This is a genomic window from Methanoculleus oceani (assembly GCF_023702065.1).
In the GTDB taxonomy this organism is placed as follows: Archaea; Halobacteriota; Methanomicrobia; order Methanomicrobiales; family Methanoculleaceae; genus Methanoculleus; species Methanoculleus oceani.
Map to the genome: position 1 here is coordinate 380,268 of NZ_QFDM01000003.1, position 23,243 is coordinate 403,510.

The 23,243-nt window shown below is 65.0% G+C and carries 25 protein-coding genes; 18 read left to right on the forward strand and 7 right to left on the reverse strand.

The genetic code is table 11. From position 1 onward, the window contains the following. Positions 1-8: 8 nt before the first annotated feature. Genes gatE through argH form a run of 3 tightly spaced genes read right to left on the reverse strand, consistent with a single transcriptional unit; the run spans position 9 to position 4,575 of the window. The gene (gene gatE, locus DIC75_RS11575; RefSeq protein WP_250988193.1) at positions 9-1,868 is read right to left on the reverse strand and encodes a Glu-tRNA(Gln) amidotransferase subunit GatE; all 1,860 of its coding nucleotides are present in this window, start codon (positions 1,866-1,868) and stop codon (positions 9-11) included. Then, positions 1,868-3,097, reverse strand: a complete 1,230-nt coding sequence (gene gatD, locus DIC75_RS11580) for a Glu-tRNA(Gln) amidotransferase subunit GatD (protein ID WP_250988194.1) — start codon at positions 3,095-3,097, stop codon at positions 1,868-1,870. The genes gatE and gatD overlap by 1 nt, the downstream gene beginning before the upstream one ends. Next, a complete protein-coding gene (gene argH, locus DIC75_RS11585; protein ID WP_250988195.1) occupies positions 3,097-4,575 on the reverse strand; it encodes an argininosuccinate lyase in 1,479 nt (492 codons plus the stop codon). Before argH ends, gatD begins: the two co-directional genes overlap by 1 nt. A gap of 348 nt (positions 4,576-4,923) precedes the next feature. Here argH and DIC75_RS11590 point away from each other — a divergent pair, with 348 nt between their 5' ends. The 17 genes from DIC75_RS11590 (at position 4,924) to hisB (ending at position 18,582) form a co-directional block, all read left to right on the forward strand. After that, positions 4,924-5,910, forward strand: coding sequence for an ABC transporter substrate-binding protein (locus DIC75_RS11590; protein WP_250988196.1), 987 nt, complete (start codon positions 4,924-4,926; stop codon positions 5,908-5,910). A gap of 132 nt (positions 5,911-6,042) precedes the next feature. Next, positions 6,043-6,819, forward strand: a complete 777-nt coding sequence (locus tag DIC75_RS11595; protein ID WP_250988197.1) for an ABC transporter permease — start codon at positions 6,043-6,045, stop codon at positions 6,817-6,819. Position 6,820: 1 nt separating this feature from the next. Then, positions 6,821-7,582, forward strand: a complete 762-nt coding sequence (locus tag DIC75_RS11600) for an ABC transporter ATP-binding protein (RefSeq protein ID WP_250988198.1) — start codon at positions 6,821-6,823, stop codon at positions 7,580-7,582. Between the two features lie 61 nt (positions 7,583-7,643). Then, positions 7,644-8,156, forward strand: coding sequence for a 50S ribosomal protein L16 (locus DIC75_RS11605; protein ID WP_250988199.1), 513 nt, complete (start codon positions 7,644-7,646; stop codon positions 8,154-8,156). Between the two features lie 102 nt (positions 8,157-8,258). Further along, complete coding sequence (locus DIC75_RS11610) at positions 8,259-9,098, forward strand: fumarate hydratase (RefSeq protein WP_250988200.1); 840 nt, start codon at positions 8,259-8,261, stop codon at positions 9,096-9,098. After that, positions 9,095-9,637, forward strand: a complete 543-nt coding sequence (locus DIC75_RS11615) for a FumA C-terminus/TtdB family hydratase beta subunit (RefSeq protein ID WP_250988201.1) — start codon at positions 9,095-9,097, stop codon at positions 9,635-9,637. Before DIC75_RS11610 ends, DIC75_RS11615 begins: the two co-directional genes overlap by 4 nt. Positions 9,638-9,648: 11 nt before the next feature. Continuing rightward, the gene (locus DIC75_RS11620; RefSeq protein WP_250988202.1) at positions 9,649-9,921 is read left to right on the forward strand and encodes a 4Fe-4S dicluster domain-containing protein; all 273 of its coding nucleotides are present in this window, start codon (positions 9,649-9,651) and stop codon (positions 9,919-9,921) included. Then, entirely contained in the window at positions 9,918-11,018 is a 1,101-nt protein-coding gene (locus tag DIC75_RS11625; protein ID WP_250988203.1) for a 2-oxoacid:acceptor oxidoreductase subunit alpha, read from the forward strand. The genes DIC75_RS11620 and DIC75_RS11625 overlap by 4 nt, the downstream gene beginning before the upstream one ends. After that, a complete protein-coding gene (locus DIC75_RS11630; protein WP_250988204.1) occupies positions 11,015-11,803 on the forward strand; it encodes a thiamine pyrophosphate-dependent enzyme in 789 nt (262 codons plus the stop codon). Before DIC75_RS11625 ends, DIC75_RS11630 begins: the two co-directional genes overlap by 4 nt. Further along, positions 11,800-12,339, forward strand: a complete 540-nt coding sequence (locus tag DIC75_RS11635; protein ID WP_250988205.1) for a 2-oxoacid:acceptor oxidoreductase family protein — start codon at positions 11,800-11,802, stop codon at positions 12,337-12,339. Before DIC75_RS11630 ends, DIC75_RS11635 begins: the two co-directional genes overlap by 4 nt. Beyond that, on the forward strand, positions 12,336-13,421 hold the full coding sequence (locus tag DIC75_RS11640; RefSeq protein WP_250988206.1) for a succinate--CoA ligase subunit beta: 1,086 nt from the start codon (positions 12,336-12,338) through the stop codon (positions 13,419-13,421). Before DIC75_RS11635 ends, DIC75_RS11640 begins: the two co-directional genes overlap by 4 nt. Continuing rightward, the gene (sucD, locus tag DIC75_RS11645; RefSeq protein WP_250988207.1) at positions 13,418-14,284 is read left to right on the forward strand and encodes a succinate--CoA ligase subunit alpha; all 867 of its coding nucleotides are present in this window, start codon (positions 13,418-13,420) and stop codon (positions 14,282-14,284) included. Before DIC75_RS11640 ends, sucD begins: the two co-directional genes overlap by 4 nt. Further along, a complete protein-coding gene (locus DIC75_RS11650) occupies positions 14,281-15,093 on the forward strand; it encodes a DNA integrity scanning protein DisA nucleotide-binding domain protein (protein ID WP_250988208.1) in 813 nt (270 codons plus the stop codon). The genes sucD and DIC75_RS11650 overlap by 4 nt, the downstream gene beginning before the upstream one ends. A gap of 60 nt (positions 15,094-15,153) precedes the next feature. Beyond that, complete coding sequence (locus DIC75_RS11655) at positions 15,154-16,356, forward strand: methionine adenosyltransferase (protein WP_250988209.1); 1,203 nt, start codon at positions 15,154-15,156, stop codon at positions 16,354-16,356. Between the two features lie 31 nt (positions 16,357-16,387). Beyond that, on the forward strand, positions 16,388-17,290 hold the full coding sequence (hisG, locus tag DIC75_RS11660) for an ATP phosphoribosyltransferase (RefSeq protein ID WP_250988210.1): 903 nt from the start codon (positions 16,388-16,390) through the stop codon (positions 17,288-17,290). A gap of 4 nt (positions 17,291-17,294) precedes the next feature. After that, positions 17,295-18,014: a 1-(5-phosphoribosyl)-5-[(5-phosphoribosylamino)methylideneamino]imidazole-4-carboxamide isomerase gene (gene hisA / locus DIC75_RS11665; protein ID WP_250988211.1), complete on the forward strand. Its 720-nt coding sequence runs from the start codon at positions 17,295-17,297 to the stop codon at positions 18,012-18,014. Continuing rightward, a complete protein-coding gene (gene hisB, locus DIC75_RS11670) occupies positions 18,001-18,582 on the forward strand; it encodes an imidazoleglycerol-phosphate dehydratase HisB (protein ID WP_250988212.1) in 582 nt (193 codons plus the stop codon). Before hisA ends, hisB begins: the two co-directional genes overlap by 14 nt. Before the next feature lie 473 nt (positions 18,583-19,055). Here hisB and DIC75_RS11675 read toward each other — a convergent pair whose 3' ends face one another. From DIC75_RS11675 to DIC75_RS11685, 3 genes are all read right to left on the reverse strand, one after another. Then, positions 19,056-19,262, reverse strand: coding sequence for a histone family protein (locus tag DIC75_RS11675; RefSeq protein ID WP_011843678.1), 207 nt, complete (start codon positions 19,260-19,262; stop codon positions 19,056-19,058). Positions 19,263-19,448: 186 nt separating this feature from the next. After that, positions 19,449-20,210, reverse strand: a complete 762-nt coding sequence (gene mtxX / locus DIC75_RS11680; protein WP_250988213.1) for a methanogenesis marker protein Mmp4/MtxX — start codon at positions 20,208-20,210, stop codon at positions 19,449-19,451. Next, positions 20,201-21,211 (reverse strand): methanogenesis marker 2 protein, encoded by a 1,011-nt coding sequence (locus tag DIC75_RS11685; RefSeq protein ID WP_250988214.1) that lies wholly within the window; start codon positions 21,209-21,211, stop codon positions 20,201-20,203. Before DIC75_RS11685 ends, mtxX begins: the two co-directional genes overlap by 10 nt. A 252-nt stretch (positions 21,212-21,463) precedes the next feature. On the opposite strand from DIC75_RS11685, the gene DIC75_RS11690 reads away from it, so the two are divergent. Continuing rightward, positions 21,464-22,828 (forward strand): replication factor C large subunit, encoded by a 1,365-nt coding sequence (locus DIC75_RS11690; RefSeq protein ID WP_250988215.1) that lies wholly within the window; start codon positions 21,464-21,466, stop codon positions 22,826-22,828. On the opposite strand, the gene DIC75_RS11695 is transcribed toward DIC75_RS11690, so the two are convergent. Continuing rightward, positions 22,825-23,232 (reverse strand): UPF0146 family protein, encoded by a 408-nt coding sequence (locus tag DIC75_RS11695; protein WP_250988216.1) that lies wholly within the window; start codon positions 23,230-23,232, stop codon positions 22,825-22,827. The genes DIC75_RS11690 and DIC75_RS11695 overlap by 4 nt on opposite strands. Positions 23,233-23,243: the final 11 nt, after the last annotated feature.

The window sequence follows — 23,243 nt, forward strand, 5'->3', positions numbered from 1 at the left end:
GCCCGCAATCAGGAGAGCAGCCGCTTGAGCTCGCGCCGGAGAGCCTCGCTGACGACCTTCCCGTCCACGCTCCCCCGGATCTCCTGCATGACGACCCCCATCAGGGGGCCGAGCGCGCCCATGCCCTTCTCCCGGGCGAACGCCTCGCGCTCGGCCACGATACGCCGCACGATCGCTTCCACATCCGCCCCCGAGACGGCGGGGCCCATCTTCTCGATGGCCGCGTCCACCCGGTCCAGAGGCGCCCCGGCCCCCTCGCCGGCGGTCCGTGCGAGTTCGGCGAGGAGGTCCGGGATCGCCTCCTTTGCAGCCCGCCCGGCCTCGACGGCCGAGAGGAGGGCGAGGATCTCGTCCTCGCTCACCCGGCCGACGGCCACGCCGTCGCGGGCGAGCTCCCGGCAGGTGGCAAGGAGCGTTCTGGCCGCGACGGTGGGGCGGACGCCGGCGGCGACGGCCGCTTCAAACGTCGGCAGCCGCTCGGAAAACGCCACCTGGCGTGCCAGCGCCTCGTCGAGACCGAACTCCCGGACGAACCGTTCCGCCCGGTCGGTGAGGAGTTCGGGCACCGCGATGCTCTCCCACCGGGCGGCGTCGATCTCGACCTCAAAGACGTCGGTCTCGGGATACATCCGGGCGGCTCCCGGGAGCGGGCGCATGTAGGCCGTGCTCCCTTCCTCGAGCATCTTCCGGGTCTCCTCGGGCACGCCGAATAGAGCCATCTCCGCGCGGATCATCACCTGCTCGGCCGCACAGCCGGCACGCTGCCGGGTTGCTGCCACGATGACGACGCAGTCCTCTTCTGCGGCGCCGACGAACTCTCGCAGGCGCGCCACCTCTTCTGCGGTGACGCCGTAGGCGGGGAGTTCGTCGGTGTGGAAGATCCCGCCGACGCCGCACTTCTTCGCGTAGTCCGACATCTCGCTCCCGAGACGCCGCCCGGGCTGGATCTCCCGTCCGACGAGCCCCGCAAACCCGCAGAGCCGGACGGCCAGGATGGACTTCGCCTTCTTTAAGATGGCGGACGCCGTCCCGGAGAAGAGGGCGGTGACGTCGACGACGGTGTGGTCCACCCGGGCGCCGCGTTCCCGAAGGGTGTCCCGGATGGAGAGGAGGGCGACCTGCCGCTCGACCTCGCGGCGCACCACCTCGGCGATGAGGTCGAGTTCCTGGACGCCCTTGATCTCCACTCGGGCGCCGTCCGCGATGGAGATGTTGACGTCCTGCCGGATCGTCCCGAGGCCGCGCTTCACCCGGCCGGTCGAGCGGAGCACCATCCCGATATGCCCTGCGACCTGCTGGACGGCCTCGGGGGTGTGCATGCAGGGAGCGGTGGTGATCTCGATGAGCGGGATCCCCAGGCGGTCGAGGGAGAAGGTCTCGTCCTCCACCCGTTGCGCCGCCTCCTCCTCGAGGCAGATCGTCTCGATCCGGCAACCGTCGGGGAGGGCGCCGGAGAGCGCGACGAGCGCCGTCCGCTGGAACCCGCTGGTGTTCGAACCGTCGATGACGAGTTTCCGCATCGTGTGGACCTGCTCGGCGGGCGTCATGCCGAGCATCTTTGCTATCGTGAGACAGACCTCGAGCGCTTCGGGGTTCATCGGGGCCGGGGGCTCCTCGTCGTGCTCCACCAGGCAGACCGTGTCGTAGGTGTAGTAGCAGAACTTCCGGACGAGCTTCATCTCCTCCCGCGCCGCCCGGTCGATCTCCCCGAGTTCGCTCTCCGTCGCCCGGAGGTAGCGGTGAAACTCCCCGGTCCGCTCGGCGGTATCCCGGAGGCAGGTGGGGCACCGGCAGAAGAGCTTCTCGGCCGTGTCGAGCTGCTGGTGGATCTCTATCCCGGCTTTGAGGCCGAGTTCCTTGTAGTCCATCAGACCGACCTCCGCCGGATCTCGCCCGCGAGGTCGGTCTGCATCAGCACTCTCACCCGTTCGGGGTCCGACTCGTTCCCGAGCACCCACATCAGTTTGACGAGCGCCGCCTCGGGGAGCATATCCTCGCCCTCGATGACGCCGGCGGCAAGAAGATCTCTTCCCGTGTTGTAGACCCGGTCGCATACCCGGCCGTGGAGGCACTGCGACGTCATGACGACGGTCATCCCGTCCTCGATCAACTCCCGAAGTTTCGGGATCCACGCCGTCGCCACGTGCCCGAGCCCCGTCCCCGATATGACCAGGCCCGCACAGCCCTCGAAGGCGTCGAGGACCCCGGACGGCATCCCCGGGTAGAAGTGGATGAGAGCGCAGCGCTCTTCGAGCGCATCGTGGAGCTCCGGCTCCTCTGTTCCCCGCCGGACCGCCTCGTCCGAGAGGGTGACGGAGAGCGAGGGGTAATCGACGTAGCCGAGCGGCGCCATCCCCATGCTCTGGAAGGCGTCGCGCCGGGAGGTGTGCATCTTCCGGACCCTCGTCGCCCGGTGGACGGCGCACCGGTCGTCGTTCGTCGTCGCGTGCATCACCACCGCCACCTCCCCGAGATCGCCGGTGGCGACGGCGGCGCTGCAGAGGGCGTTCATGGCGTTGTCGGAACTCGGGCGGTCGGCGGACCGCTGCGACCCGACAAAGACGACCGGCACCGGCGTCTTGAGCATGAACCTGACCGCCGCCGCCGAGTAGGCCATCGTGTCGGTGCCGTGGGTGACGATCACCCCGGCGACCCCGTGCCGGATCTCGTCGTAGACCGCCCGGGCGAGTTCCTGCCAGAGTGCCGGACGCATGTTCTCCGAGAGGATGCTCGCCACCTGGCGGTCGCGGTAGAGGGCGATATCGCCGAGCTCCGGGATCGCCCTCAGGATGTCGCTCGCCGAGAACTGGCTCATCACCGCTCCGGTCCGGTAGTCCACCCTGCTTGCGATCGTCCCGCCGGTGGATATGATGGCGAGGTCCGGGAGGTCGGGGTTCTGGACGACGACTCCCGCGCCTGCCGGCGGCTGCGGGGCCGCTCGTTCGACGAGTTCGATCTTTTCGGGCGACGTCCCGATGTTGTAGCCGCTGTCCAGTTTGACGACGGCCATCCCGTCCCGTTGTGTGATGTAGGTGCCGGTGAGCGCGGTCCCGCCGTTCGCATAGCGCACCAGGTCTCCGGTCTGAAGTGTCTCCATTATGCTGCCAGCCTCCGTGATTCGAGGATAAGGTCTTCAAACGTGCGCGAGAGCGCCGTCTGGGTCTCCTCCGCCCATGCCGCGTCCCGGGCGAGGAGTTCCGTCTGCTCCGCAAGTTGCACCGCGACCGCCGCAGGCGCCGGGCCGCCGACGATGCTCCGCACGGCAACGGCGTGGCGCGGGTCGAGAACGGCATCGATCTTCTCCGGGGTTATCCCCAGGTCCACGACCGAGATATCGGCCGCTTCCCGGGCGGCGGCCTCGAGCGTGGCGAGGTCGAGCGAGCCGTGCCGTACCGCCCGCCCGACGATCCGGTGGGCAGTGCGGAATGCAAGTCCGTACTCCCGGACGAGGACGTCGGCGAGCTCCGTAGCAGTAGAAAAGCCCCTGCCCGCCTCGGCGGCCATCCGCTCCGTATCGAACGTCGCAGAACCGATCATCCCGGAAAGGAGCGGGATACTCTGCCGGGTGGCCTCCACGCCCCGCCAGAGGTGCGGGGTCAGCTCCTGGAGGTCGCGGTTGTAACTCATCGGGAGACCCTTGGTGATGGTAATCGCCGCAGTAAGCGAACCTGCGACCGACCCGGCCTTCGCCCGCATGATCTCGGCGACGTCCGGGTTCTTCTTCTGGGGCATGATCGAGGATGAGGAGCAGTAGGCGTCGTCGAGCCGGACGAACCCGAAGAACGCGGTGCTCCAGAGGACGAGCTCCTCGCAGAGCCGGCTTGCCGTCGTCATGCAGACAGTTGCATCAGCAAGCACCTCGATGGCGAAGTCCCGGGCGGCGACCGCGTCCATGCTGTTTGCTGCCGGGCGGGAAAAGCCGAGGAGAGCGGCGGTGTAGTCGCGGTCGAGCGGAAAACCCGTCGAGGCGAACGCCGCCGAACCGAGGGGCGATACGTCCACCCGGGCATACGCCTCCCGCAGCCGGGCAGTATCCCGTGAGAAGGCCTGCTCGTAGGCGAGGAGGTAGTGGGCCAGCGTCGTGGGCTGGGCGTGCTGGAGGTGGGTGAAGCCCGGCATCACCGTCTCCGTATGCCCGGCGGCGACGTCGAGCAGGGTCCGCCGCAGGTCGGCGAGCGACCGTACGAGGGCGATGATCTCCTCCTTGAGCCGCATCCTGATGCAGGTGGCGACTTCGTCGTTGCGGGACCGGCCCATGTGGAGGCGGCCGCCGAAGTCCTCGCCCACCCGGTCGATGAGGTAGGCTTCCTTGCCCGCGTGGACGTCCTCGAACCGCTCGTCGAACGCCTCCTCCGGGAGGCCGTGGTCGTGGAGGTCGAGGAGCGCCGCCATCAGCGCCCGTGCCGGAGCTTCGTCGATGATCTCCTGCCGCCGGAGGCCGAGGAGGTGCGCCATGTCCACGAGGAGGTCCGCTCCTGCAATCCAGCGGTCGGCGTCCATCGACGCGAGAAAGTGCTCGAGATCGCCCGAACGTTCGCCGGAGAGACGGCCCTGCCGAATCTGATCCGTTCGCATCCTATCAACAGTCCTGTCTGTACCGTTTGACCGGGGGAGAGATTAAAACCACACCCCGCAGGCACCGGAGATTACGGGCGGGCTCTCGTGAGGCAGCCGGCCGGGGGTCCCGTGATCGGTGGCGACGCGGTCGACCCCTCCCGATCACCGTTCTTGCAGCCAGACCCCTCAGGGCTCATGCATCCCCGGTCGGCCTCCATACCCGGCATCCATATCACCCTATAAGGAAAAAATAAAGGCAGTTATTTCTACTAAAGTATAGTAATGCCCCTGGTTTTCGACAATTCTATATACCGATAGCGTGAAGATTACACCGTATACCAGTTACCCATACAGGTGGATATATTCATGAGACCGATTACCGCAATTCTTCTGGCCGTGGCCCTGGTCGCGGCGTTCACGTTTGTGAGCGGGTGCACCGGAACAGGCACCGGCGATGTAACGCACCTGCGCATCGGCTACCAGCCGAGCACCCACCAGATCGCCCACGTCACCGCGATGGAGAAGGGATGGTGGCAGGAAGACCTCGCGCCGCTCGGCATCACGCAGGTGACCGACTACGAGTTCGGCACCGGCGCGCCCGAGATGCAGGCGATGCTTGCCGGGGACCTGGATGTCGCCTACGTCGGCGCCGCCCCGTTCGTCGCGGCCGTCAGCACCGGGCTTGACGCCAAGATCGTTGCCGCGGTGCAGACGCAGGGGTCCGACCTGGTGCTCAGGAACGAAGTCCCGTACTCGACCCCCGCCGACCTCGTGGGCAAGAAGATCGCGACCTTCCCGCCGGGAACAATCCAGGACACCATCCTGCGGACCTGGCTCGAGGAGAACGGTGTCGATCCCGCAAGCGTTGAGATCATCCCCATGGACCCCGGCGCCGCAACCACCGCCATCTCCGCGGGCCAGGTCGACGGCGTCTTCCTGCCCCACCCGTCTCCGGCCATCATCGCGGCGGAGGGTACGGGGAGAACCGTGGTGAAGTCGGGAGAGATGCTGAAAGATCACGCATGCTGCGTTCTCGTCGCGAGCGGTTCGCTGATCCGCGAGCACCCCGAGATCGTCGAGCAGGTCGTGAAGACCCACATCAAGGCGACGGAGTACAACCTCGAACATAAGGACGAGGCTGCAGCCCTCTACGCAGAGAAGACCGGACAGAACGTCGAGACCGTGAAGGCGTCCTTCCGGGACTGGGACGGCACCTGGACCGCCGACCCGCAGGTCATCACGTCGTCGGTGGTCGAATACACAGAGCTCCAGTACGAACTCGGCTACATCAGCAAACCTCTCACACAGGACGACCTCTTCGACCTCTCCTTCTACGAGAAAGCCCGGGCATAACCCGGGAACCCTACCGTTTTTCCCTCCAAAAGTATCTTTTAGGGATGTGTCGATGAAATAAGAGAGAACCTTCCGGAGCGGATCGGTCTTCCCCCGCCTTCCGGCAAGTAAACCGGGCAATGGAATAGAACCATGAACCTACAGACACAGAAACGACTACTCGGCATCGCAGCACTCATTGCCGTAGCAGTGATCTGGCAGATAATCGCCGAATACGTGGTAGGACGATCCTTCATCCTCCCGAGCGTCACCGACGTCGCCGGCGCATTCGTCAACCTCCTCGGGTCCGGCACCCTTCTTGCGGACACGATGGTCAGTCTCGAACACTTCGGGATTGGGCTCATTGCGGCGTTCTTCCTCGGCGTCCCTATCGGGATCCTCATGGGATGGTTCCGGGTCGCGGACTTCCTGCTCGACCCGATCATCGAGATCCTCCGCCCCATCCCGCCGCTCGCCTGGATCCCGTTCGCCATCATCTGGTTCGGGCTCACCACCCAGGCGGCGGGCTTCGTCATCTTTGCAGGAGCGTTCTTCCCGATCCTGACCGCGACCTACTCCGCGTTCCGGGCCGTCCCGAAGGTCTTTGTTGAAGCAGGCAAGGTCCTCGGGTGCGACACCTCCTTTGAGTTGATCCGCTACGTCGCCCTTCCCGCCGCCATTCCGGCGATAGCCTCCGGCATCAGGATCGCCATGGGCGTCGGGTGGATGTGTCTCGTGGCCGCCGAGATGTTCGGCGTCTCCAGGTACGGCCTCGGGTACCAGCTCTGGCATAACTACTACCTCCACCAGATGCCCAACGTCGTCGTCTACATGCTGATCCTCGGCCTTGCAGGCCTCATCATCGACCGCATCTTCAGGAATTACGTCGACCGACAGCTTCTGCGGTGGCATGCAGGGGAGGTGGCCTAGAATGAGCGGGGTTACGATACGGGATCTGGGCAAGGCCTTCCCGAAGGAGGACGGCACCGCCACGCAGGCGCTCGAAGGCGTCGACCTCGAGATCGGCGACGAGGAGTTCGTCTGCCTGGTCGGGCCGTCCGGGTGCGGGAAGACGACGCTTCTCCGGATCATCGCCGGGCTCGAGACCGCGACCGCCGGGAGCGTGACCGTCGACGGCCGTCCGGTCACCGGCCCGGATCCGAAGCGGGGGATGGTCTTTCAGGAATACTCCCTCTTTCCCTGGCGAAGGGTGATCGACAACGTCGCCTTCGGCCTCGAGATGAAAGGCGTCGCAAAGGAGGAGCGCCGGCGGACGGCGGATCACTACCTCGATATGGTCGGCCTCTCCTCATTCCGGGACGCCTACCCCTTCGAGCTCTCCGGCGGGATGCGGCAGCGGGTGGCGATAGCGAGAGCGCTTGCAAACGACCCCGACGTCCTCCTCATGGACGAGCCGTTCGGGGCGCTGGACGCCCAGACCCGGAACCGGATGCAGAAAGAGCTCCTCTTCCTCTGGGAGCAGACGAAGAAGACGATCGTCTTCGTCACCCACAGCGTCGACGAGGCGGTCTACCTCTCCGACCGGATCGTCGTCCTCTCCCCGCGGCCGGGGTCGGTCCGGGAGATCATCGAGATCCCCTGGTCCCGACCGCGGGACCGCACCAGCGCCGAGTTCGCGGAAGTTCGCCGAAGGGTGCTCCGGATGATCGATGAGACCGAAAACACCCAGTAAGGTTTATTAGCGGAGATCTCCATTTTATAAAGCACTCATAGATCGGCAGGAGTTTTTAACAATGGTACGAAAACCAGCGAAGATGTACAGGAATCTCGCAAAGAAAGCATATACACGCAGGGAATACATGGGCGGCGTGCCGGGCAGCAAGATCGTGCAGTTCGATATGGGCAACCTCAGCGAGAACTTCCCGGTCGAACTCTCCATCGTCGTCGAGGAGACATGCCAGATACGCCACACGGCCCTCGAGGCCGCCCGTACCGGCATCAACAGGCAGCTCCAGAAGGAGGTCGGGAGGGCGAACTACCACTTTAAGATCCGGACCTTCCCGCACCACGTTCTCCGTGAGAACAAGCAGGCAACCGGCGCAGGAGCGGACCGTGTCTCGGAAGGCATGCGCCTCGCCTTCGGAAAGGCCGTCGGAACCGCGGCACGGGTTGAACGGGGCCAGAAGGTCTTCTCCGTCTGGACAAGCCCGCAGCACGCCGAGAAGGCAAAGGCCTCCCTCAAGCGCGGCATCTACAAGATCCCGACCCCCGCGAGGATCGTAGAAGAACAGGTACCGGTAGCGTAAACCCGCACCCCGTCCCATCCTTTTTGCGAGGAGCGCCTCATAGACGGCAGATCCGGTACCTGGGGGAATATAGGTTTTTATAGTCGCTTCCCACCAGTATAAATGATGGTTAACCCGGCAGACACGGCACTTTCGGGCGCACTGGCAGACGCCACAGAGAGGGCTCTTAGAGAGGCCGAGATCCGGCTCCCTCCCGACGTGCTCGCAGCGCTCCGGAGGGCGGCGGCGGCCGAGAGGGACGAGATCGCACGGCAGGAACTCGCCAATATCCTGGAGAATATCGCACTCGCCGGGGAGCGGCAGGTGCCGATCTGCCAGGATACCGGCGTGCCGGTGGTCTACCTCACCCTGCCTCCCGATATCCCGTTCTCGCCCGACCTCTTTAGCGGGGTGCGGGAAGGGGTGCGCCGGGCGACGGCCACAATCCCGCTCCGTCCGAACGTCGTCGACCCGCTCACCCGGGAGAACACCAACGACAACACCGGTGCCGGGATGCCTGCAGTCCACGTGACGCCCGGGGACCGGCTCACGGTAACCGTGCTCCCGAAAGGCGCAGGCTCCGAGAACGCTTCAAGGATCGGGATGCTCCTCCCCTCGCAGGCAGCACAGATCCCGAAGTTCGTCGCCGAGACGATGCTCCTTGCGGGAGGGAGACCCTGCCCGCCCGTGATCCTCGGCGTCGGGATCGGCGGGACGTTCGATATGGCGGCAGCGCTTGCAAAGGAAGCCCTGCTCCTCCCGGTCGATACCATGGACGACTACGAGCAGGAGATCTGCGACGCGGTGAACGCCCTCGGCATCGGGCCGATGGGTCTCGGCGGCGATACGACGGCGCTCGCGGTGAAGGTGAAGCGGGCGGACTGCCACACCGCGTCCCTCCCGGTGGCGGTGAACGTGCAGTGCTGGGCCTGCCGCCGGGCGACCGTGGAGGTGGAGCGTTGAACCTGACGACACCGCTCGGCGACGAGGTTCTCTCGCTCCGGGCGGGCGACAGGGTAACCCTCTCCGGGACGATCTACACCGCCCGGGACGAGGCCCACCTGCGGATGATGAAGGAAGGCATCCCTTTCGAACCGGAGGGCGCCGTTGTCTACCACTGCGGCCCGGTGGTGCAGGACGGCCGGCTCGTCGTTGCCGGGCCCACCACGTCCGCCCGGATGGACGCCCTCACGGGATTCCTCATCGACGCAGGCGTCCGCGCCCTCGTCGGCAAAGGCGGGATGGGGCCTGAAGTGGTCGAGCAACTCCGGGGGCGCGCCGTCTACCTCGCGCTCACGGGGGGCTGCGCCGCGCTTGCCGCCGCCCGTATGAGCCTTAAAGGCGTCCATTTCGAAGATCTCGGCATGGCCGAGGCGGTCTGGGTCATCGAGGCTGATTGCCTGCCGCTGACGGTCGGGATCGACGCCCACGGCGGCGATCTCTTCGAGGCCGTACGCGAGAAAGCGAAAACACAATTTCACCAGCGATTCAATACCAGGTAGGATACCGTCTCATGAAACTCGTCATCGATGAAAGCCGCTGCAAAGGATGCAATCTCTGCGTGCTGGTCTGCCCCTACGGGATCTTTCGGGAAGGGACGGAGCTCAACAGCCGGGGAATTGTCGCCCCGGTCCTCGACCGCCCCGAACGGTGCACGAACTGCAGGCTGCAGGCCCTCTACGGGCGGATGCTCTGCGGGGTCTGCCACATGATCTGCCCCGACCAGGCAATCTCCTGGATCGACGAGAAGCCGTTTGAGCCTCATCGGGTGGAGGTGGAATTTTGAGCAGAGTTGAGTTCATGCAGGGGAATGTCGCCTGTGCGGAGGGCGCGCTCGCCGCCGGATGCCGGTTCTTCGGCGGCTACCCGATCACGCCGTCGACTGAGATAGCCGAGACCATGGCCCGGAGGCTCCCGAAGGCCGGCGGGGTCTTCACCTCCATGGAGGACGAACTCGCGAGCATCGCCGCGGTGATCGGCGCCGCCTGGACGGGAGTCCGGGCCATGACCGCGACGAGCGGCCCCGGGTTCTCGCTGATGATGGAGAACATCGGCTACGCGGCCATGACCGAGACGCCGTGCGTCATCGTCAACATCCAGCGGGGCGGCCCGAGCACCGGCCAGCCAACGCGGGCGGCCCAGGGGGACATGCTCCAGTGCCGGTTCGGGTCGCACGGCGACTACAGCACCATCGCGATCACCCCGAACTCCGTCCAGGAGATGTTCGACCTGACGGTGAAGGCGTTCGACCTCGCGGACCGGTTCAGGGTCCCCACCTTCCTGATGGCCGACGAGATCGTCGGCCACATGCGGGAGCGGGTGACCATCCCCGATGCGGTCGAGGTCGAACGCCCCCGCCCCCTCGCGGATGGGAGCCTCCCGTTCGAAGCGGGGGACAACGGGATCCCCGGGTTCGCACCCTTCGGCTCGGGGAGATCCGTCCACGTGACCGGCCTCACCCACGACGAGCGGGGCTACCCGGACACGACCGATCCCGAGGCGCACGATAAGCTCGTGCGGCGGCTGGTCGCCAAGATCGAGTCGGCCCGCCGCGAGATCGCCGACTACGAGGTCGTGAACCCCGACGCCGAGACGGTCTTCGTCACCTACGGCCCGCCGTCGCGGACGGTGGAGCAGGTGATGCGCGATCGGCCCGACGACTCGATCGGTCATTTGCGCCTCCGGGTCGTCTGGCCGTTCCCTGAGTTCGCCCTGCAGGTCTTCCCGAACGCCAGGGTCTTCCTGATGCCGGAACTGAACATGGGCCAGATGGTGCGGGAGGTCCAGCGCCACGTGGATCAGCCGGTCATCTCCATCCCGAAGATCGGCGGCGAACTGCATACCCCCGCCGAACTCGTGCGGGCACTGGAGGTGTACCGATGATCGCGCCCGACTGGTTCCGGGAGGACCGCCTGCCCCACATCTACTGCACCGGGTGCGGCAACGGGACGGTTATCAACTGCACCCTCGCGGCGGTCGAGGAGATGGGCTGGAAACGTGAAGAGACGGTCTTCGTCTCCGGGATCGGGTGCTCTTCCCGCGCTCCCGGCTACATCCTCACCGACTCGCTCCACACCACCCACGGGCGGGCGCTCGCGTTCGCCACCGGGGTGAAGATGGCACGGCCGGACTTAAACGTCGTCGTCTTCACCGGCGACGGGGATCTTGCCGCCATCGGCGGGAACCACTTCATCCACGCCTGCCGCAGGAACGTGGACCTGACCGTGGTCTGCATGAACAACCAGATCTACGGCATGACCGGCGGGCAGGGGAGTCCGACGACGCCGCTCGGGGCCGTCTCGACGACGACGCCCTACGGGATGAGCGAACCGGCCTTCGACCTCGCGGAACTCGCCGTCGCCGCCGGCGCAAACTACGTCGCCCGGTGGACGTCCTATCACGTCAAAGAACTCACGAAGGCGGTCGCCGCCGGGATGCAGACGCCGGGGCTCGCGTTTATCGAGGCAAGAACCCAGTGCCCGACCAACTACGGCCGCCACAACAAACTCCGGCGGGTCCAGGATATGATCGAGTATCTCCGGAGCCACGCGATGCTCGTCGAAAAGCGCGACCGGCTGGTCGGAGAAGGAAAGCCGGTCCCGGACGGCACCTTCACCGTCGGGGAGCTGGTCCGGCGGAGCCGGCCGGCGATGGGGGTGAAGCGATGAGGCACGAAGTCAGGTTCTCGGGATACGGCGGGCAGGGGATCATCCTCTCCGCAGTCATCCTCGGGCGGGCGGCAGCCCTCTACGACGGCAAGCACGCCGTCCAGACACAGGTCTACGGCCCGGAGGCCCGGGGCGGGGCCTCGATGGGGCAGGTGGTGATCGACGATGTCCCGATCCTCTACCCCGAGGTGGCCGACCCCGATATCTACGTCATCATGTCCCAGCAGGGATTCGAGAAGTATGGGATCCGGGCGCGGGAGGACGCGGTCATGCTCCTTGATTCCGACCTGGTCCGGTCGCGCCCGATCTGCCGCTACTGCGAGGTTCCGGCGACGGCGGAGGCGAAAAGCACTCTCGGCCGGGAGATCGTGGCGAATATCGTGATGATCGGCGCCCTCGCGACCGCAACCGGGGTCGTGAGCAGGGAGGCGATCGAGCGTGCGGTGCTCGACAGCGTGCCCAGAGGCACCGAGGACCTGAATCTAAAGGCATTAAAACGGGGATTCGAACTCGGAGAACGAGCGTGTAACCTATGAAACTACTGGAATACGAGGCAAAACGGGTCTTTTCGGGGTACGGCATTCCGGTCCCGAAGGGGGTAGTTATACGGGCGCCCGAAGAGATCGCGGCACACCTGCCGGAGATCGGCGACAGCGTCGTCCTGAAGGCGCAGGTGGACGTCGGCGGACGCGGAAAGGCCGGCGGCGTCCTGATGGCCGACGATGCGACGGCGGAAGAGACCGCCCGGGAACTCTTCTCCCGGGAGATCAAGGGCGTCCCGGTCGGGGAGATCCTGGTCGAGGAGCGCCTGGCGATCGAGCACGAGTACTACGTCAGCATCGCGGTCGACCGGTCGAGCAGACAGCCGGTGGTCCTCTTCGCGGACGCCGGCGGGGTGGAGATCGAGAATGCGGCGAGAGCGGACGAGTCCGCGGTGAGGAGGGTCGTCGTATCCCCCCTCCTCCGGGACATCCCGCCGTTCCTGATGCGGGAACTCCTCGGCGGAGCGCCGAAGGAACTCGCCCCCGTCATCAACAGCCTCTATCACGTCTTCCAGGAGAAGGATGCCATGCTCGCGGAAGTAAACCCGCTCGTGAAGACGCCGCAAGGGGTCTACGCGGCGGACGCGAAGCTGATCGTCGACGACAACGCCCTCGCCCGCCAGGGGATAGCGGTCAACCGCGACCTCTCGGAGCGCGAGCGCGAGGCCGAGAAGCACGGCTTCTCCTACGTGGAGCTGGACGGGAGCATCGGCGTCATCGGCAACGGCGCCGGGCTCACGATGTCGACGCTCGACCTGATCGAGTACTATCAGGGCAGGGCGGCGAACTTCCTCGACGTCGGAGGCGGTGCCGATCAGGAGCGCGTGATGCACGCCGTCCGGCTCGTCGCGAGCATGCCGAAGGTCGCGGTGATCGTGGTCAACCTCCTCGGCGGCATCACCCGGTGCGACGAGGTGGCGAAGGGGATCATCGCCGCCGGCGTCGCGCCGACGGTCGTCGTCAGGATGGCCGGGACGAACGAGGAGGAAGGGCGGCGGCTGCTCGCCGAATGCGGCTACCGGATGCTCGAGAGCATGGATGCGGCCGTGAAAGCGGCGATGGAGGTCGCAAAATGATCTATGGTGACAAGAATCTCGGCGTGATCGTGCAGAACATCACCGGCAGACAGGGCACGTTCCACACGGAACTGATGAACGCCTACGCGCGCGAGGTCGGCGGCCGGGGCGTCGTAGCGGGGGTCGCACCCGGGAAGGGGGGCCGGGAGGTCCACGGTGTCCCGGTCTACAACACCGTAAAAGAGGCGCTCCGCGAGCACGACGCGACCGCAAGCGTCGTCTTCGTCCCGGCAGGCGCTGCCGGCGACTCGGTCATGGAGGCGGCGCACGCGGGGATCGAGCTTGCGGTCGTCATCACCGAGCACATCCCGGTCCACGATGCTATGAAGGCGATCGCCTACGCGAAACTCCACGACTGCACGGTCATCGGTCCGAACTGCCCGGGACTCCTCTCGCCGGGGGAGTGCAAACTCGGGATCATGCCGGCCCACCTCGCCACCCGGGGAGAGGTCGGCGTCGTCTCCCGGAGCGGCACCCTCACCTACGAGGTGGTCGACGAGCTCACCCGCGCCGGCATCGGCCAGAGCACCGTCGTCGGGATCGGCGGCGACCCGGTCATCGGCCAGACGTTCGTGGATGCACTCGCCCGGTTCGAGGACGACCCGCAGACGAAGGCCGTCGTCGTCATCGGCGAGGTGGGGGGGAACCTCGAAGAGGAAGGGGTCCGGTCGGCCGATCTTCCGGTCGTCACCTACATCGCCGGCGTGAGCGCCCCGCCCGAGAAGCGTATGGGCCACGCGGGTGCGATCATCGAGGGCGGCGAAGGCGACGCACGGTCCAAGGTCCGGCGGCTCTCCGCCCTCGGTGTCCCGGTCGCATCCCGGCCCTCGGAGATACCGGGGCTGATCCGCGAGGTGCTATGAACGGCGACCTGATGCTCGCAACCGCCTGCGATGTGGCGGCGAAGATCGGCGCACTCGCGGTCGTTTCGTTCGTCGATCCGGTCCCGCTCCCCCCGGGGACGCCCGATGTCCCGATCATCCGGGTGCAGGAGCTGCAGCTCGATGTCTTAAAAGACCTCACCATGCACGACATCCTGGAGGTGAGCGAGCGGCATATGCTGGACGCCGCCGTCCACCTCTATCTCCGGCGGAACCTGGAGACCGGCCTCGTCGTCGGCGTCTTTCCCTACGCCGTTGTCATCTACGACATCGAGGAGGGAAAGAACTTCATCAACCTCAAGGACTTCTCCGATATCGCCCCCCGCGAGGTGCTCCACGCAGCCCTCACGCTGGCCCTCGAGATCGCGGTCGAAGGGAGAGAAGGGAGAGCCATCGGCACCGCGTTCATCATCGGAGATCCGGAAGAGATCTTCCGGCACTCCCACCAGGCGATCCTCAACCCCTACCAGGGGCAGCCCGCCGCCCTCCGGGACATCAAGAACAAGGATAACTGGGAGAGCGTCAAGGAATTCGCCCAGCTCGACGGCGTCTTCGTCATCGACAAGAACGGCGAGGTGCGGTCGGCGGGCCGCTACCTGGACGTCACCGGGCGTGGCATTTCTCTTCCCGGGGGCCTCGGAGGGAGGCACCGCGCAACCGCATCCATCACGCACGAGATCCCGGCCATCGGCATCACGGTCTCCGAGAGCGGAGGCATGGTACGCATCTTCAGGGACGGAAACTGCAAGATCAGCATCCGTTCCGACATCCGCCTTCGTAGTGACGGTTAGAAATGGTTATATGAATTGCAATCATTTCTCTTATCACACTTTAGAACTACGGTGGATTTGATGACCAGGAACATCAGCGTAGAAGGGCTTGACCAGATCCCGATCGAGAAGCAGCGGATAGAACTGGTGGAGCGCAAGTGCCTCGGGCACCCGGACAGCCTCGCAGACGGTATCGCGGAGTCGATCAGCCGGGCGCTCAGCAGGTCGTACCTGGAGGAGTGCGGCAGCGTCCTGCACCACAACACCGACCAGGGCGAGGTCGTTGCAGGAGAATCGCTCCCGAAGTTCGGCGGCGGCACGATCACAAAGCCGATCTACTTCCTCATATCGGGCCGGGCCACGAAGACCTTCAACGGCGTGAACATCCCCACAGACGCGATCGCCGTCGAGGCGGCACGGGACTACGTCAGGAAGATCCTTCCCGCCATCAACATGGACCGCGACGTCATCGTCGACTGCCGGATGGGAAAGGGGTCGACCGACCTGCAGGACGTCTTCCGGTCCTGCGAGGGGAAAGTCCCGCGGGCGAACGACACCTCGTTCGGTGTCGGACACGCGCCGTTCAGCGAGGCGGAGAGCATTGTCAGGGGCGTCGCCGCGTACATCGACAGTACGCTCCGCCCGAAGTATCCCGTCATCGGCCAGGACTGCAAGATCATGTGCCTGCGTGACGGCGACGCCATCACCCTCACCATAGCGATGGCGTTCGTGGACCGCTACTGCTCGAGCATCGCCGAATACATCGAGCAGAAGAACTTCCTGACCGAGCAGATCACGACGGTCGCAAAGCAGTTCACTAAAAGATCGGTCAATGTCGCCATCAACACCGCCGACGACCTCGAGTGCAGCAGCGTCTTCCTGACGGTCTCAGGGACCTCGGCCGAGATGGGCGACGACGGGTCCGTCGGCCGCGGCAACCGCGCGAACGGGCTGATCACCCCCAACCGCCCCATGAGCATGGAAGCGACGAGCGGCAAGAACCCGATCAATCACATCGGCAAGATCTACAACCTCCTCGCGACCCAGGTAGCGCAGGACTGCGTCGCGAAGGTCGACGGCATCGAGGAGATGTACGTCCGCATGCTCTCCCAGATCGGCTATCCTATCGACCAGCCGCACGTGGCAAGCGCCCAGATCCTTGCAAAGCCCGGCTTTGACATCAAGTCCATAAAGCCCGACGTCGAGGCGATCATCGACGAGTGGCTGGAGAAGACCCCCACCATCACCGAGAAGGTTATCAGGGGAGAACTCTCTACCTTCTAACCTTCCCGGTTTTTCGGAGTTGTTGTAACCCATGAGTAAACCGTCATCCCGGCATCCCGTGCCCGGACCCGGGCTCGTCCGTCTTGCCATCCCGAACAAAGGGAGAATCGCGCAGCCCATCAACGAGTTGATCGAGAAGAGCGGCCTCCACCTGGCCGAAGGCGGGAGCGAGCGAAGGCTCATCACCCGGACCCGGGACCCGAACGTGGAGATCCTCTTCGCCCGCCCGATCGATATACCGGAGTACGTGGCGAGCGGAGTCGCCGATCTCGGCATTACCGGGAGGGATATGGTCATGGAGCGGGGTTCAATGGTCGAGCAGGTCCTCGACCTGCAGACCGGCAGGGCCACGCTCGTCGTCGCCGTGCCGGAGGAGTCCGATATCGAGACGGTCGCCGACCTTGCGGGGGCAAAGGTGGCGACCGAGTTCCCGTCGATCACCCGCTCGTTCTTCGCCGGGCACGGGGTCGCCGTCACGATCGTGACCGTGGGCGGGGCATGCGAGGCGACGCCGCACCTCGGGATCGCCGACGCCATCGTCGACCTCTCCTCCTCGGGGACGACCCTCCGGACGAACCATCTCCGCGTCATCGACGAGGTCCTCGCCTCCACGACGATCCTGGTGGCGAATCCCGCCTCGCTCACGGCTAAACGCGAGAAGATCGACGAGATCGTTCTCGCCCTAGAGAGCGTCATCCGGGCGAAGGGGCAGTGCTACCTGATGATGAACGTCCACCGGAGCGCTCTTGCGGACGTGAGAGAGGTGCTGCCCGGCCTCTCCGGTCCGACGGTGATGGACGTGGCATCCGACGAGAATCTGGTCGCCGTTCACGCCGTCGTGAAAGAGGAACGGGTCTACCAGTTGATCAACCAGTTAAAACGCGCTGGCGCAAAAGACATATTAGTCATGCCCATCGAACGGATCATACGCTGAGAGCATGGAGATCTATCCTGCAGTTGATATCCTAGACGGGCGGTGCGTGCAGCTCGTGCAGGGGCGGCCGGAGGCGGCGACGGTCTACGGCGATCCGGCCGCCTGGGCGCACCGGTGGCTGGATCAGGGAGCGGACGGCCTGCACGTCGTCAACCTCGACGGGGCGTTCGGCCGGGCGCAGAGGAATGCCGACCTGATCCGGGCCTTCACCCGCGAGACGGAGACGTTCATCGAACTCGGCGGCGGTATCAGGAGCGTGGAGGATGCCGCGGGATGGCTTGATGCAGGCGTCGACCGGGTGATCCTCTCGACCCTGGCTGTCCGGTCGCCGGATGTCATCCGGACGCTTGCCGAAGAGTTCGGCGGCGAGCGGGTCATGGCGGGGATCGATGCCCGGGGAGGCGAGGTGATGATCGAGGGATGGGAGCGCCCTGCCGGGAGTTACCTCTCCTGGGCGGAGCGGTTCGAGGACCTCGGCGCGGGATCGCTCCTCTACACGAACGTGGACGTGGAGGGGCTCCAGCAGGGGATCGCTATCGAACCCGTGACGGACCTCCTCGCGAGAGCGGGGGTCCCGGTCGTCGTCTCGGGCGGGATCTCGAGTCCCGGGGACGTCGCAGCGCTCCGGGAGGCGGGAGCGGCCGGGGCGGTCCTCGGGTCGGCTCTCTACGCCGGGAAGGTGCGGCTTTCGGAGGCCATGGAGGCGGCGCATGCGGCAGAGTGAGGTTCACCGGACCACGAAGGAGACCGATATCAGCCTCTCCCTCGACCTCGACGGCACCGGGGCAGGGACCATCGCGACCGGGATGCCGTTTTTCGACCACATGCTCGCGTCGTTTGCCCGCCACGGCCACATAGACCTCACCGTCCGGGCGACCGGCGACCTCGGGGTGGACCCCCATCACACCATCGAGGACATCGGGATCGTCCTCGGGATGGCCCTTGCCGAAGCGGTCGGCGACGGGAGAAGTATCACCAGATTCGCCGACGCCGCCGTCCCGATGGACGAGGCGCTCGCCCGGGTGGCGCTTGATCTGGGGGGCCGGGGCTACCTCGTCTTCGAGGCCGCCTTCTCGCCGGCGGGCCCGGGCGGTATTCCCGGCGACCTCATCGAGCACTTCTTCTACAGCCTCTGCACCAACGCCGGCATCACCGCCCACATCATGGTCACGGGCAGGAACGACCACCATATCTGCGAGGCGGCGTTCAAGGCGTTTGCACGGGCGCTACGGGCGGCCGTGGCTGTCGACCCCACGGTAGGCGACGTGCCGAGCACCAAAGGCACGCTGTGAGCCGGGAGAGACAACTTTTTTTGACCGGGGCAGGGCCCGGCTTCTCCGGGAGAGAAGAGACCTCACCCCGACAACCACGTATCGGCCTCTAAGACCTGCGTTATACGACGGACGCCTGATTCTACCATACCGGGGCATAACCGGGCTGAAATCGAAGATAGAAGTGTCTGACACCTTATCACCGGCCTGGATACCATGTGTGCAACACGGGATGTTTCCGGGACGTCTCCAATATCCGCCATGGTCCGGTTTACCGGGACAGATCCGGGGATGAACCGGTCCAGGCTCCCGGCCCTTCAGCCGGTCAAAACTTCGGGTCCATTATGCCCTAATTCCCGGAACAACGGTCACGATGCCGTCCACAGGGAGACCGGTGAAAACGTCCGGCGGCCGTGATGCATAACTGCCGGAGGATAGATCAGAGAAGGGGGGCTCGGAGGGCCCCCCGGTAAGAATAAGAGAGGACGGTCGATTTACGCGGACTTAACCGCGAGGTCGACGTCTTCTGCCTTGATCGTCTTGCGTCCCGCGTGCTGAGCAAGCCTGTTGGCTTCCTTGGTCAGCTCGGCGATATACGCCTCAGCCTTGGTAACCAGTGCGGCAGCAGCGTCGCTGCCCACTCTCTCAGCACCATTCTTCTTTGCGATACGTACAACCGCAGCAATAGGTAGATCTGCCATAATTTACTTCCACCTCTAAAAAGAGGTGTATGAGTTAATATTTAAACGTTTCGGGATTATCTCGGAAATTTGCGTTTCTCTTCTCCATTGAGGATACATCCGGACAGTGCACACCGATACCCGGCAGAGAATTGTGCCGATTGTAAAACGCCACATATTGACCCATTTGGCCAATGAAGGCTCAATTCAGGGTTTTTTAGACTCCGCCAGTGATTTCGCGAGCATTATTGCATTCGTATAATCTGCTGAGGCGCGCGACGTATCCACGAAAATTCTATCGATATTTACCACCGGAGCACCATGCCCGGCCCCGGCTCCAAGGAGCACGAGCGTACGGAAGATCAGGTTCCCGGAAACCCCGTCGGGGGCCACGACCATCCCGTACCGCCTCGCTGCCTCCTCGATTAGGATCTCGGTGTGCTCAGCACCGGTCAGGCGGGCGACGAGCTCGGCATCCGCCATCGTCCGGTCGACGACCGGGTGCCGTCCGAGATCCCCGAGCCGTCCTCCCGAGAGGACCGCCACTCCCTCGGCGAGCCCGAAACTCCTGGCGATATCCCTGCCGACTCTGACGAACCGAACCTTCTCCTCGACCGTCCAGCCCTCGTCGACCCCGACCGGGGCAAGGAGGAAGAGGTGCCCGTCGGCAGTCTCGAGAAGGGCGATCCGCTCCAGGCGGTCGAGACCTGCGGCCTGCTTGAGGGCCTTTAAGGTGGAGGACGCAGGCAGGGTCCCCCTGACGGCGGCATCTATCCTGCCGGCATAGAGAGCCTCGATAAGGGCGACCTCCGGCTCCTCGGCTTCGACGACCGTAACCGCATCAGGAAACAAACAGGCGGTCCCGGGGTGGGAAAAAAGGATCAGGTCGACCTCCCGGCCGACCGCCCGGGCGGTCGCGAGGATCCTCGCATCCGGGGATGCTGCACCAAGCCCGACCGTTACCGGCATGCCCCGCCTTCGGAAAAGATCCGCATGATACCGTTCTGGTCCAGGTCAAAGACCTGCGTCTCCCGACCCAGGTACCTGACGGTCAGTCTCCTGCTCCCGTCAACCTCTCCGATGGGGACAGCGGTGAGGCCGACACCGGCAAACCGGCGACAGACCTCCTCCACGTTCTCCGGTTTAACGGTCAGGATGAATCCCATGCCGGGATACATGCGCACCCACTGCTCGAAGGGAAGATCGATCGCGGCGAGGTCCGGCCGCGGTATCGCTTCAAGGTCGATCACCGCACCCTTCCCGCTCACCTCAAGGAGCATCCCGAGGGTCCCGATGACGCCCGGGTTGCTGATGTCCTTGCCGGCCGTCACCAGGTGCTCCCTGCCGAGATCCTCCATCACCCGGATCTGGGCCCGCACCTCCTCTGCCGACTTCATCGTGACCGAGTCCCAGTTGAAGCAGCACGACGGGTGCACCCGGCCGTCGAGGTCTATCGCCGCGACCACCGCGTCACCCTCCTCTGCCGTATCCGAGAAGATGAGCTGGTCCATCCTGGCCGTCCCGAGGATCGCCACATCCACAACGCTGTAGGGCGTATCCGGGTGCAGGTGACCGCCCACGATCGGGACGCCGAACTGCGCGGATGCGGTGACCATGCCCCGGGTCACCTCGTCGCGGATCAGGTCGTTCGTGACGGAGAGGATATCGACCATCGCAACGGGCCTTCCTCCCATCGCAGCGATGTCGTGAACGTTCACAAGCACGGCACAGTACCCTGCCCAGAACGGGTCCGCCTCCATCAGCTTGCTCCAGATACCGTCCGCCGCAAGCAGCAGCGCGTCCTCTGCGTTATGCCGGATGACAGCGGCATCCTCACCGAACGAAGCGACAACATCGGGGCTCTCTATCCGGAGAGACCGGATCATATCCCCGATCACCTTCTTCCGGGTAACGCCCTCGTATTCCCTGACGGCCTGTGCTACCGTATCGGTGGAGCAATCCTTCACCACAAGAACACCAACACTCCACGTTTCTTTATGGTATTCTGCCTCATCAGAGATAATGTATTTGATTCACCGGTATTATGCACTCTGTTCCGGGAACCGATCGCGGCGGATGAGACCCGGGCGCCTCCGATCCGGAAGGGGGCTCCGGCAGGCACCCGGTCGAGGCGAGCGTGGCGCCCCGGCAGGGTATCCCGGAAGCTTTCCGCGTCCGGCACCGGGGTTGTATTTTTGATGCACCGCGTCGAATAGATCGGTATGGACTGGGTGGAAAAGTACAGGCCGCAGCGTCTCCAGGACGTTGTGGGGAACTCCGGCGCCGTCAGGCAGATGTACGAGTGGGCGCGGGACTGGTCGCGGCAGAAGAAGCCGCTGATCCTGTACGGGAAACCCGGTACCGGCAAGACCTCAAGCGCTCATGCCCTTGCAAACGACATGAACTGGGAGGTGGTGGAACTGAACGCCTCCGACCAGCGGACCAAATCGGCCCTCGAGCGGGTGGCGGGCTCGGGTTCCACCACGGCCAGTCTCTCCGGTGCGAGCCGCAAACTCATCCTGCTCGATGAGGCCGACAACCTGCACGGGCAGGCGGACCGGGGCGGGGCAAAGGCGATCGTGGAGATCATCGCGGCATCGCAGCAGCCGATCATCCTGATCGCAAACGACTACTACTCCCTCTCAAGGGAACTTAAAGCGGTCACGGAGCCGGTGCAGTTCCGGGCGCTCCAGGCCCGCTCGATCGTTCCCCGTCTCCGTCAGATCTGTGCCGCAGAGGGGGTGGCATGCGATCCTGCCGCCCTCGACATGATCGCCGAACGCGCCGGCGGGGATATGCGGGCCGCGGTGAACATGCTCTACGCCGCGGCTATCGGGAAGGAGCGCCTCGCAACGGGTGACGTCCACACCTCCACAAAGGACGAGCGGTCCACCATCTTCGAACTCGTCGGAGGGGTCTTTAAGGGGCGCAAGGACGCCGACCTGCTCCGCATGGTGGTGGAGGTCGAGGATACCCCGGATGCCGTCGAACAGTGGCTCGAGGGGAACCTGGACAATATGCCCGATCCCGCCTCCCGGGCGAAGGGCTACGCCTGCTTATCGAGGGCGGACGAGTACATCGGCCGGACCTACCGGCGGCAGTACTACACCCTCTGGCGGTACGCGAACGCGGTCATGCTCCTCGGCGTCGCCGACGCCGCCGGCGGGCACGGCATTCACGGCCGCATCATGCCGCCGTCGCGCTGGCAGAAGATGGGGGCGTCGAAGAAGCAGAAGACGGTTCGGGCCGGCCTTGCCCGGAAACTCAGCGAGATGACGCATATCCCGCAGGACGCACTCCGCGAAGACTTCTTCACCGCGATCAGCATCCTCGTCGAGCAGGACCCCGCCGGATACGTCCGCGAGTTCCAGCTGGATGCCGACGAGCTGAACCTCTTCATCCACGACAAGGCCCGGGCCGCGAAGGTGGTCAAAGAGGTGGCAAAAGAGGAGAAGACGAAGGAGAAGAAGGCATCAGGCAAAGAGAAGGCGACCCGAAAAGGCAAAAACCCCGGGGACGACGACCCTCCCGGCGATGCCGGAGAGGCGCGGCGAGATCCTCCCCCGGGCCAGGCGACGCTCTTTTAAGGACTGCGGCGGCGGTAGCGGTGGAGGTGAACGGGGCCGCAGTCCACGATCTCTCCGCCGTCTTCGTAGATCTCGCACCCCAGGTGGTAGACCAGGAGGTCGCTGTCGACCCGGCCGGCAAGCGCGATCAGCGGCGGGACCATCTCCACACCCGGGCGTACGGCGTAGATCAGGTCCGCACCCGCATAAAGCCGGAGATCCGGCTCGAATATATCGTCTGTCACCACGGCGAGCCCGTCGTGCCGGATGCCGGGCCTGATATCGGTGCAGATCTTAAGCGCACCTCGGGCCGCGATCAGTCTTGCAGCCTCGGGATTGTTGCCGATACCCACTTCCACGGCCCGCCGGTACCGACCTGCGATGTACTCCCCGATACTCCGTTCAATATGTTTATACCGACACATTACCCAGAGAT